The 13,027-nt window shown below is 70.4% G+C and carries 1 protein-coding gene (only partly in view); it reads left to right on the forward strand.

Annotated features, from left to right (window positions below; all coding sequences use genetic code 11):
- Positions 1–13,027, forward strand: partial view of a type I polyketide synthase gene (locus tag ACSHWB_RS27730; RefSeq protein ID WP_439656218.1) — the beginning only. Its footprint extends 14,372 nt past the window's final position; 13,027 of the gene's 27,399 nt are visible here — the first part of the coding sequence; it begins with the start codon at positions 1–3; the stop codon falls past the right edge of the window.

The raw sequence follows: 13,027 nt of genomic DNA on the forward strand, positions 1-13,027 counted from the left end.
GTGCAGGAAGAGCAGCAGGACAAGGTTGCCGACTACCTGAGGCGAGTCACGGTCGAGCTGCGCCGGGCCCGCGAACGCGTCCTCGAGCTGGAGCAGAAGCACAGCGAGCCCATCGCGATCGTGGGCATGTCGTGCCGCTTCCCCGGCGGGGTGACCACACCCGAGCAGCTGTGGGAGGCCGTCGTCTCCGAACGGGACCTGGTCTCCCCGTTCCCCACCGACCGCGGCTGGGACCTGTCCTCGTTGCGCGACCAGTCGCTGGCGCAGGAAGGCGGCTTCCTGACCGATCTAGCGTCGTTCGACGCGGACTTCTTCGGCATCTCACCGCGCGAGGCCCTCGGCATGGACCCGCAGCAGCGCATGATGCTGGAGCTGACGTGGGAGGCCCTGGAGCGCGCCGGTCTTGATCCCGCGGGCCTGCGCGGCTCGCAGACCGGCGTCTTCGTCGGCACGAACGGCCAGGACTACGCGGACCTGGTGTCGGTGGACGGCGACGGGCACGCCTCCACCGGCCTCATCGCGTCCGTGCTGTCGGGCCGTCTCTCCTACACGTTCGGCTTCGAGGGACCTGCGGTCTCCGTCGACACCGCCTGCTCTTCCTCTTCTGTCGCCATGCACCTCGCCATGCAGGCTCTCCGTGGCGGCGAGTGCTCGCTGGCGCTGGCCGGCGGCGTCACGATCATGGCCACGCCGAGCTCGTTCATCGAGTTCACCCTCCAGCGCGGCCTCGCCTCCGACGGCCGCTGCAAGGCGTTCTCGGACTCGGCTGACGGCGTCGGCTGGGCGGAGGGCGCCGGCATGCTGGTGCTGGAACGGCTGTCGGACGCCGTAGCCGCCGGGCACCAGGTGCTCGGTCTGCTGCGCGGTTCGGCCGTGAACCAGGACGGTGCGTCGAACGGCCTGACCGCGCCGAACGGGCCGTCGCAGCAGCGCGTGATCCGTGCGGCTCTCGCGTCGGCGGGACTGACGCCTGGGGACGTGGACGCCGTCGAGGCCCACGGCACGGGTACGACTTTGGGCGACCCGATCGAGGCTGCCGCGCTGATCGCCACGTATGGCCAGGATCGTGCCGTTCCGTTGTACATCGGCTCGGTCAAGTCGAACATCGGTCACACGCAGGCGGCGGCCGGTGTCGCCTCGGTGATCAAGGTCGTCCAGGCCATGCGGCACGGCGTTCTGCCGCGCACGCTGCACGTCACCTCGCCGTCGTCGCACGTCGACTGGTCGGCTGGGTCGGTCTCGCTGCTGACCTCGGCTACCCCGTGGCCGTCCGTTGATCGGCCGCGGCGGATCGGCATCTCGTCGTTCGGTGTGTCGGGCACGAACTCGCACCTGATCTTGGAATCGCCGCAGGTCCAGGAATTGTCAGACCTGCCTGAGATGATGGGGATGGGGGATGGATCCCCCCTGGGGGCCGGCGAGTCGGAATCGATTCCGCCGAGCGGAGCAGCGCCGTGGCTCGTGTCCGCCAAGTCCGACGCCGCGCTCACCGCCCAGATCGCCCAGCTCCGCGACGTCACCGCGCCCGCGAAGGACGTCGGCCACGCCCTGACGACGCGCACGCTGTTCGACCACCGCGCGGTCCTCCTCGACGGCACCGAGATCGCGCGCGGCACCGCCACCGAGAAGCAGCTCGCGATCCTGTTCACCGGCCAGGGCTCGCAGCGCCTCGGCATGGGCCGCGAGCTCTACGAGGCGTTCCCGGCGTTCCGCAGCGCGTTCGACGAGGTCGCCCAGCACCTCGACCTGAGCACGATGTGGGGCGACGACGTCGACGCCCTGAACCAGACCGGCACCGCGCAGCCCGCGATCTTCGCGCTGGAGGTCGCCCTCTACCGCCTGCTCGAGACGTTCGGCGTCCAGGCCGATCACGTCGCCGGCCACTCGATCGGCGAGATCGCCGCCGCACACGTCGCCGGTGTGCTCAGCCTCGAAGACGCCTGCACGCTCGTCCAGGCCCGCGCCCGCCTCATGCAGGCCCTGCCGTCCGGCGGCGTGATGATCGCGCTCCAGGCCACCGAGGCCGAGGTGACCCCGCACCTCACCGCGGGCGTGTCGATCGCCGCGATCAACGGCCCGGACTCGATCGTCGTCGCCGGCGCGGAAGACGAGGCCCGCGCCGTCATCGCGCGCTTCGAGGACCGCAAGTCGAAGCAGCTCCAGGTCAGCCACGCGTTCCACTCGCCGCTGATGGACCCGATGCTGGACGACTTCCGCGCCGCCATCGCGCACCTGACCTTCCACGCGCCCACCATCCCCGGCCTGGGCGACGTCGCGAACGCCGACTACTGGGTGCGCCACGTCCGCGCCACCGTCCGCTTCCACGACACCGTCACCACGCTGGGGGACAAGCGGTTTCTGGAGGTCGGCCCGGACGGCGTGCTGTCCGCACTGGTCGGCGGCATCCCGTCACTCCGCAAGGACCGCCCCGAAACCCAGACCCTGATCACCGCGCTCGCCCGCCTCCACGTCGAGGGCACGGACGTCGACTGGAGCCCGTTCTACGGAGGCGCAGCCAGGACCGAACTGCCGACCTACGCTTTCCAGCGCCAGCGTTTCTGGCCGTCGGCGGTGAAGAACGCCGACGCGTCCGGGCTCGGTCTCACCGCCGTCGCCCACCCGCTGCTCGGCGCCGCGGTCGAACTGGCCGGCGGCCAGGGCGTCCTGTTCACCAGCAGGCTCTCGACCTCCACCCAGCCGTGGCTCGCCGACCACGTCGTCGGCGGCCGAATCCTGTTCCCCGGCACCGCTTTCGTCGAACTCGCGTTGCGCACGGGCGAGGAACTCGGCCTGGACCGACTGGACGAGCTCACCCTCTCCGCACCGCTCGTGCTCAACGACCCGGTACAGCTCCAGGTAGCCGTCGGCGCCCAGGACGCCACCGGACGCCGGTCCGTGGCCGTCTACTCGCGGCTCGACCCGGACACGCCGTGGCTCGAACACTGCAGCGGCTACCTCACCTCCGGTCCCGCGACCGTTCGCGACACGTCAGAGTGGCCACCTGCGAACGCGGAACCCGTTGCTCTGGAGGGCTTCTACGAGCGCTTCGCGGACAACGGCTTCGCGTACGGCCCGGCGTTCCAGGGCCTCCGAGCTGCTTGGCGAGCCGGCGACGACGTCTACGCCGAGGTCTCCATCGCGGACGAGACCGACCGCTACGGCCTGCACCCGGCCCTTCTAGATGCCGCGCTGCACGCCGCCGACCTCAGCACGTCCGAGGGAGGCATGCCCTTTGCGTGGCAGGGAGTTTCGCTGCACGCGACCGGCGCTTCCGCGCTGCGCGTGCGCATCCGGCCCCAGGGCGAGTCGTTCGCGATCACCGCGACGGATCCCCACGGCACCCCGGTCGTCTCGATCGACTCCCTCGTCACCCGCCCGATTCCCGCCGGCGACTCCGGAATCGCGCGCGAGGCCCTGTTCCACGTCGACTGGACCCCCGTCGCGCTTCCCACTGAGATCGGCGCGGCCGAGGTTGAGCACGTCGTCTCCGACGGCACCCCGATCGACTCCGCGCACGCCCTGACCGCGCGGGTTCTCGCACGCCTGCAACAGTGGATCGCCGACGAACGGCAGGACCGCCTGGCGTTCGTCACGCGTCCCGGTGACCTGGGCGCGGCCGCCGTGTGGGGTCTGGTGCGATCCGCGCAGACCGAGCATCCAGGCCGTTTCGTGCTGGTGGAGTCGGACGGCGACGTCCCGGCCGAGGTCTTCGCGCTGGACGAGCCGCAGATCCGGTTGCGCGGCAACGAAGCCTTCGTGCCGCGCCTGGCCCGCCTCGCTCCGGCTGGCGAGTTCTCCTGGCAGGGCAAGGTTCTCATCACCGGCGGCACCGGCGGACTCGGCCTGGTGATCGCCCGTCATCTCGTCGCTGCCCATGGCGTCCGCGACCTGCTGCTCGTCTCCCGGCGCGGCGAGGCCGACGTCACGGAGCTGGAAGCGCTGGGAGCCCAGGTCACCGTCGAGGCGTGCGACGTCTCCGACCGCGCGGCCGTCGCCGACCTGTTGGCACGGCACGAGGTTCGTGCGGTCGTGCACACCGCGGGCGTTCTCGACGACGGCATCGTGGAGTCCCTGATGCCAGACCGCGTCGGCACTGTGTTGCGCCCCAAGGTGGACGCTGCCTGGCACCTGCACGAACTCACCACCGACCTCGACGCGTTCGTCGTGTTCTCCTCGGTCGCCGGCACCATCGGCACGGTCGGCCAGGGCAACTACGCCGCCGCCAACGCGTTCCTCGACGCCCTCATGGACCACCGTCGCGCGAACGGCCTGCCCGGCACGTCGCTCGCGTGGGGCCCGTGGATCGCGGGCATGCTCTCCGGCGCGGACGCGGAACGCATGGCGCGCACCGGAATCCCCGGCATCACCGTCGACCAGGGCGTCGAGCTCTTCGACGCGGCCATCACCGCCGGCAATGCCGTTCCCGTGCGCCTCGACCTGCCCGTCCTGCGCGGCCGCGGCGACATCCCACCGATGCTGCGCGGCCTGATCAAGACCCGTCCCCGCCGCGTCGTGGCGGGCTCGGACACCGCCGTCTCCCTCACCGGCCGCCTGGCACCGCTCGACGCCCCTGCGCGCCTGGAAGCATTGCTGGACCTGGTGCGTGGCCAGGTCGCCACCGTCCTCGGCCACGCGGGCACCGACGAGATCGACCCCGGCCGCGCCTTCCAGTCACTCGGCTTCGACTCGCTCACCGCCGTGGAGCTCCGCAACCAGCTCACCGCCGTCACGGGCCTGCGCCTGCCCGCCACGCTGATCTTCGACTACCCGAACGCCGGAGTCCTCGCCTCCTACCTGCACGACGAACTCTTCGGCTCGGACACCGCAGTTCCGTTGGCAGAGGCACGATCCGTCGTCTCGGACGACCCGATCGTGATCGTCGGCATGGCCTGCCGCTACCCCGGAGGCGTGGCGTCGCCGGAAGACCTGTGGCGCCTCGTCTCCGACGGCGTCGACGCCGTCACCGACATGCCGACGAACCGCGGCTGGGACGTCGACTCCCTCTACCACCCGGACCCCGACCACATCGGCACCTCCTACACGCGCTCCGGCGGCTTCCTGCACGACGCACCGCTGTTCGACCCGGCGTTCTTCGGCATGTCCCCGCGCGAAGCCCTCGCCACGGACTCGCAGCAACGCCTCCTGCTCGAAACCGCCTGGGAGTCCCTGGAACGCGCCGGCATCGACCCCGTCTCGTTGCGGGGCAGCGCGACCGGCGTGTTCGCGGGCGTCATGTACACGGACTACTCGGTCGTGATCAGCGGCAGCGAGTTCGAGGGCTACCAGAGCATGGGCAGCGCCGGCACCTTCGCGTCCGGTCGCGTCTCCTACACCTTCGGCTTCGAGGGCCCGGCCGTCACGGTCGACACGGCCTGCTCTTCTTCTTTGGTAGCACTGCACCTGGCCTCCCAGGCCCTGCGCAACGGCGAGTGCTCGCTCGCGTTGGCCGGCGGCGTGACGGTGATGTCGACGCCGTCGACGTTCATCGAGTTCTCCCGCCAGCGCGGCCTGTCCGCCGACGGCCGCTGCAAGTCGTTCTCCGACAGCGCGGACGGCGTCGGCTGGTCCGAGGGCGTGGGTCTTCTGGTTTTGGAACGCCAGTCCGACGCGCTGCGCAACGGCCACACGGTTTTGGCGGTGGTCCGCGGCTCTGCCATCAACCAGGACGGCGCCTCTAACGGTTTGACCGCGCCGAACGGCCCTTCCCAGCAGCGCGTGATCCGCTCGGCGTTGGCTTCGGCCGGTTTGTCGGTGGCTGATGTCGACGTCGTTGAGGCTCATGGCACGGGCACGACCTTGGGCGACCCGATCGAAGCTCAGGCGCTGCTTGCTGTGTACGGGCAGGACAGGCCGTCGCCGCTGCTCCTGGGCTCGATCAAGTCGAACATCGGCCACTCCCAGGCGGCCGCCGGTGTCGCGGGCGTGATCAAGATGGTGCACGCGATGCACCACGGGCTGGTCCCCGCGACTCTGCACGTGGACGAGCCTTCGACGCACGTGGACTGGGACGCCGGCGACATCACGCTGGTCACGGCGCCCACCGAGTGGCCTTCGGTCTCCCGTCCGCGCCGTGCTGGTGTCTCGTCTTTCGGCGTCTCGGGGACGAATGCGCACGTGATCTTGGAGTCTCCGCAGGTCCAGGAATTGTCAGACCTGCCTGAGATGATTGGGCTGGGGGGTGAATCCCCCCAGGGGGCCAGTCAATCGGAATCGATTCCGCCGAACGGAGCAGTGCCGCTGGCGGTGTCGGCCAAGTCGGCTGCGTCGCTGGACGCCCAGGTCGGCCGGGTACTCGCGCTGGACGGCGACGCACGGGACATCGGGTACTCGCTCGCCCTGAAGACGACCTTCGACCATCGGGCCGTCGTGCTCGGCGGGCAGGTCGTCGCCAAGGGCGCGGTGAGCGGAAAGCCGCTCGCGTTCGTCTTCTCCGGGCAGGGCTCGCAGCGGCTCGGCATGGGACGCGAGCTGTACGAGACGTTCCCCGTGTTCGCGCGGGCATTGGATGAGGTGTTGGAACACCTCCAAGGCGTCCGCGAGGTCATGTGGGGTGATGACGTCGAGGCGCTGAACCAGACCGGGTTCGCGCAGCCTGCGATCTTCGCGGTCGAGGTGGCGCTGTTCCGGTTGCTGGAGTCGTTCGGGGTGCGGCCGTCGCAGGTTGCCGGGCACTCCATCGGTGAGATCGCCGCCGCGCACGTCGCCGGAGTGCTCAGCCTTGAAGACGCGGCGAAGCTAGTCCAGACGCGGGCGGCTCTCATGCAGGCGTTGCCGGCGGGTGGCGCGATGGTGTCGGTGGTCGCGTCCGAAGAAGAAGTGCGCGCGCATCTGACTGATGGTGTGTCCATCGCCGCCGTCAACGGGCCTCGGTCCGTGGTCATCGCCGGCGTTGAAGCAGAGGTCGTCTCTCTCGCGGAGAAGTGGAAGAACAAGCGGCTGAAGGTCAGCCACGCGTTCCACTCGCCACTCATGGAGCCGATGCTCGACGACTTCCGCGGCGCGATCAGCGACATCGAGTTCCGTGAGCCGCTTGTAGGAATGTCAACATCCGGCGATGTGACCACCGTGGACTATTGGGTCGCTCACGTTCGCGACACCGTTCGCTTTCACGAGAACGTCTCACGCCTGGGTGACGTGACGTTGGTCGAGGTCGGCCCTGATGCGCAGTTGACTGCGATGGTTGACGGGTTGATTCCGATGTTGACGCGCGTCAAGTCCGGTGTTGAGTCAATGTTGACTGCGCTCAGTCATGTACATGTTGACGGAATCAATGTTGATTGGGCACAGCTGTACACGGGCGGTCGACGGGTCGATGTGCCGACGTACGCGTTCGACCACCAGTCGTACTGGCCGGAGAACATCGCGAAGTCCGACGTCAGGTCGGCCGGGCTCGGCGCGGTGGAGCACCCGTTGCTCGGTGCGGCGGTCGAGCTCGCCGGGGGAGCGGGCTACCTGTTCACGGCGCGGCTGTCGCGCCGGTCGTGGCTGGCGGACCACACCGTGCACGGCGCGGTGCTCGTGCCGGGCGCGGCGCTGGTCGAGGTGGCGCTTCGGGCGGCGGACGAGGTCGGGCTGGACCGGGTCGAGGAGCTCACGCTCGCCGCTCCGCTGGTGCTGCCGGAGAGCGGCGGTGTCCAGGTGCAGCTGATCGTGGGAGCCGAGGAGAACGGCCGCCGGTCGATCTCCGTCTACTCACGCGCGGAGGCCGCGGTCGACGAGCCGTGGACGGAGCACGCCACCGGTGTGCTCGGGTCCGGCGGGACCGCCGCCGAGGTCGGCGAATGGCCGCCGCGCGCCGAGGCGATCGACGTCACGGAGGCCTACGAGCGGTTAGCGGAGAACGGGTTCGAGTACGGGCCCGCGTTCCAGGGGCTGCGGGCGGCGTGGCGCAGTGGCGACACGGTGTTCGCCGAGGTCGCGCTGCCCGAGGGTGTGGCTACCGGCGGTTTTGGGCTGCATCCCGCGTTGCTCGACTCCGCGCTGCACGCCGCGTTGCTCACCGATGACGGCGCTGGGCTGCCGTTCTCGTGGGAAGGCGTTCAGCTGCACGCGACTGGTGCGACGGCGTTGCGCGTGAAGCTGTCCCGCAACGGCAGTGCGTTCGCCATCGCGCTCGCGGACACCAACGGCGCACCAGTCGCCTCGGTGGACGCGCTGGTGGTGCGCGCGGTGCAGGCCGACCAGCTCAGCACGACGGACCGCGACTCGCTGTTCCGACTGGACTGGGTTGAGGTCGACCTGCCTGCCGAACCCGCCGCGGACGTCGTGGTGGAGCACGTCGTCGCCGAGGGTGAGGTCGTCGCGGCCACGCACGCACTCGTGGCGCAGGCGTTGGAGCGGCTCCAAGAGTGGATCGCCGACGAACGGCCCGAGAAGCTCGTGTTCGTCACCGGCAAGGGATGCCTGGCGGGCGCGGCGGTGCGGGGTCTCGTGCGGTCGGCGCAGACCGAGCACCCCGGCCGGTTCGGCATCATCGACACCGACTCCGGCGAGCTCGTCCCGAGGGCGCTGGGCATCGACGAGCCCGAGCTGATCATCCGCGACGGCGTGGTGAAGGCCGCCAGGCTCGCGCGGGCGACCGCTGTCCGGGGCGAGGTCGCGTGGCAGGGACCGGTGCTGATCACCGGCGGCACCGGTGGGCTGGGCGGCGTCATCGCCAAACACCTTGTCGCACAGGGCGTCGAGGAGCTGGTGCTGGTCAGCCGGCGCGGTGACAAGCCGGGCTGGGTCGCCGAGCTGGACGCCCGCGTCACCGTCGCGAAGTGCGACGTGTCGGACCGCAAGGCCGTGCAGAGGCTGCTGAAGAAGCACCCCGTCCGGTCGATCGTGCACGCCGCCGGTGTGCTGGACGACAGTGTGATCGAGTCGCTCACGCCGGACCGTCTCGCGACCGTGCTGAAGCCCAAGGTCGACGCCGCGTGGAACCTGCACGAGCTGGCGGGTGATCTCGACAGGTTCGTGCTGTTCTCGTCCGTCGCCGGCACGCTCGGCAGTGCGGGCCAGGGCAACTACGCGGCGGCCAACGCGTTCCTCGACGCACTCGCCGAGCAGCGGCCCAACACCGTCTCGCTGGCCTGGGGTGCCTGGGAAGGCGGCATGGCCGGGCATCTGTCCGAAGTGGACGTCGAACGCATGCGCCGCGCCGGCATGCCGCCGATCTCGGTGGAGCAGGGCGTCGAGCTGTTCGACACGGCGATCGCGCACGGTGCCAAGGCCTTGGCGCCGTTCCGGCTCGACCTGGCCGTGCTGCGGGCCAAGGGCGAGGTTGTACCGGTGCTGCGCGGCCTCGTCCGGACGCGCTCGAAGCGGTCGGTCGCCGGTTCGGACACCGCGGTCACGCTCGTCTCCCGGCTGTCCGCGCTCACCGAGGCCGACCGCCTCGAAACGCTGCTCGACGTCGTCCGAGCGGAGGTCGCCGGCGTTCTCGGCCACGTCAACGCCCAGGTGATCGATCCGACGCAGCAGTTCCGCGACCTCGGCTTCGACTCGCTGACCGCCGTCGAACTGCGCAACCGCCTCACCGCCGCGACCGGTATCCGGCTGCCCGCGACGCTGATCTTCGACTACCCGACGTCCGGCACGCTGGCGTCCTACCTGCGCGACGAACTGCTCGGTGCCGTCGCCGTGACGCCGGACCTGCCCGCGCTGGTGTCCACTTCGGACGATCCGATCGTGATCGTCGGCATGGCCTGCCGCTATCCCGGCGGTGTCACGACGCCGGAAGAGCTGTGGCGGCTCGTGATGGACGAGGTGGACGCCGTCACCGGGTTCCCGTCCGATCGCGGCTGGGATCTCGAAGGCCTGTACCACCCGGATCCCGACCACATCGGCACCTCCTACACGCGGTCCGGCGGGTTCCTGCACGACGCGGCCGAGTTCGATCCGTCGTTCTTCGGGATGTCGCCGCGGGAGGCGCTGGCGACCGACACCCAGCAGCGACTGCTGCTGGAGACGGCTTGGGAAGCCCTGGAGCGCGCGGGAATCGACCCGGCGTCGTTGCGGGGCAGCGCGACCGGCGTGTTCACCGGCTTGATGTACAACGACTACCAGTCCGTCGTCGGTGGCGGCGACATGGAAGGGCATCAGGGCCAGGGCAGCGCGGGCAGCGTCGCCTCGGGCCGCGTGTCCTACGTGTTCGGGCTCGAGGGTCCTGCCGTCACGGTCGACACGGCGTGCTCGTCGTCGCTGGTCGCGATGCACTGGGCGATCCAGTCGCTGCGGTCGGGCGAGTGCTCGCTCGCGCTGGCCGGCGGTGTGACGGTGATGTCGACTCCGTCGACGTTCATCGAGTTCTCCCGGCAGCGCGGCGTCTCCGAGGACGGGCGCTCGAAGGCGTTCTCGGACTCCGCGGACGGCGTCGGCTGGGCCGAGGGCATCGGCCAGGTCGTGCTGGAACGCCAGTCCGACGCGCTGCGCAACGGGCACCGCATCCTCGCCGTCGTGCGGGGTTCCGCGGTCAACCAGGACGGTGCCTCCAACGGGCTCACCGCGCCGAACGGGCCATCGCAGCAGCGTGTCATCCGCGCGGCACTTGCTTCCGCCGGGCTTTCGGTCGCCGATGTCGACGCCGTCGAGGCGCACGGCACCGGCACGCCGCTGGGCGATCCGATCGAGGCCCAGGCGCTGCTCGCGGTGTACGGCCAGGACCGCACCGAGCCACTGCTGCTCGGTTCCATCAAGTCGAACATCGGCCACTCGCAGGCCGCCGCCGGTGTCGCGTCGGTGATCAAGATGGTGCAGGCGCTGCACCACGGCGTCCTGCCGCGCACCCTGCACGTCACCGAGCCGTCGTCGCACGTCGACTGGGAGGCCGGCGCTGTCGAGCTGCTGACCTCGACGCGTCAGTGGCCCGCTGTGTCTCGCCCGCGCCGTGCTGGTGTGTCGTCGTTCGGTGTGTCGGGCACGAATGCGCACGTGATCTTGGAAGCTCCGGGCTGGCAGGGGGTCGGCCAATCGGAATCGATTCCGCCGAACGGAGCAGTGCCGGGACAGTCCGGAACGGTGCCGTGGCTCGTGTCGGCCAAGTCCGCGCAGGCCCTCGAAGCCCAGATCCAGCGGATCAGGGCGGTCGAAGCCGACCCCGTCGACGTCGGGTTCACGCTGGCCGCGCGCACGGCGTTCGACCACCGGGCAGTGGTGCTCGGCGAGGACGTGATCACCGGTCAGGTCACGACCGCGGGCAAGACCGTGTTCGTGTTCCCCGGCCAGGGCTCGCAGTGGGTCGGCATGGGCCGCGAACTGCTGGCCACCAACGAGGTCTTCGCGCACCGGATCGCCGAGTGCGACGCGGCCCTGCGGCCGTTCGTGAGCTGGTCGCTGGTCGAGGTCCTGGAGCAGGAACTGCCGCTGGACCAGGTCGACGTCGTGCAGCCCGTGCTGTGGGCGGTCATGGTGTCGCTGGCCGAGGTGTGGCGTTCGCACGGGGTGGAGCCGCAGGCGGTCGTCGGGCACTCGCAGGGTGAGATCGCGGCGGCGGCGGTCGCCGGGGCGCTCAGCCTCGACGACGCGGCCCGTGTGGTCGCGTTGCGGTCGCAGGCCGTCGCGGAGGTGTTGTCGCGCAAGGGCGGCATGCTGTCGGTGCCGCTGCCGGTGGACGAGGTGCGGCCGCGGATCGCGCGGTTCGGTGACCGGGTGGCGGTCGCGGCCGTCAACGGGCCCAGGGCCACCGTCGTCGCGGGCGAGGTCGAGGCGCTGGCCGAGATCGTGCTGGAGTGCGAGACGCAGGGCATCCGGGCGCGCATGATCGCGGTCGACTACGCCTCGCACACCCCGCAGGTCGAGGCGATCCGCGAGCGGGTGCTGGCGGACCTGGGCGCGATCGAGCCGCGCACCGGAACGATTCCCTTGTACTCCACCGTGACCGGCGAGCCGATCGACACCGCGATCATGGACGCCGGCTACTGGTTCACGAACCTGCGCCAGACCGTCGAGTTCCAGAACGCCACGAGCGCCCTGCTGCGCGACGGGTTCTGGTTCTTCGTCGAGCCGAGCGCCCACCCGGTGCTGACCTTCGGCGTCGAGCAGACCGTCGAGCAGCACGACGCCGAGGCCGTGGTGCTCGGGACGCTTCGCCGCAACGAGGGCGGCCATCTCACCACTGCACTCGCGCAGGCCCATGTCAACGGGCTCGGCGTCCGGTGGGACTTCGCCGGTGGCAAGCTGATCGACCTGCCCACGTACGCGTTCCAGCGGCAGCGGTTCTGGCCCGCCGGACGGGTCGGGCAGGGCGGGCACCAGCTGCTCGGTGCTGCAGTCAGCGTTGCGGGCAGCGAAGACGTTCTGTTCACGTCGAGGCTGTCGGCGCACTCGCATCCTTGGCTCGCAGATCACGCCGTCAACGGCACGGTTCTGTTGCCCGGCACGGCTTTTGTCGAACTTGCGGTCAGGGCGGGCGACGAGGTCGGCTGCGAGAAGCTCGACGAGCTCACGATCTCCGCGCCGCTCGTGCTCGACGGATCCGTGCAGCTGCAGGTGGCGGTGCGGGCCGAGGACGCGAGCGGACGCCGGGCGGTCGCGATCTACTCACGCACCGAGAACGACGGGCCGTGGACGGAACACGCGTCAGGCACGTTGTCTCCCCACAGCTCGACCAGTGACTTCGACGCGACCGCCTGGCCGCCGAACGCGGAAAGCGTTGACGTCGAGGGAGCCTACGAGCGCTTCGCGGACATGGGCTTCGAGTACGGGCTCGCGTTCCAGGGGCTGCGCGCGGTGTGGCGCTCCGGCGACGACGTGTACGCCGAGGTCGTCACGTCCGAGGAGACCGCGGGCTTCGGCCTGCACCCGGCGTTGCTGGACTCCGCTCTGCACGCCGCGTTGCTCGCGAAGGACGGCGCCGGTCTGCCGTTCTCGTGGGAAGGCGTGTCGCTGCACGCCACCGGCGCGACAGAGCTGCGGGTCCGGTTGCGCTCGCACGGTGACGCGATGGAGATCGCGCTCGCCGACACCACCGGACTGCCCGTCGCCACGATCGAGTCGCTCGTCGTGCGGCCGGTCACGTTGCCGCGCAACGAGGTCGACCGCGACT

The organism is Lentzea sp. HUAS TT2 (assembly GCF_051853195.1).
In the GTDB taxonomy this organism is placed as follows: Bacteria; Actinomycetota; Actinomycetes; order Mycobacteriales; family Pseudonocardiaceae; genus Lentzea.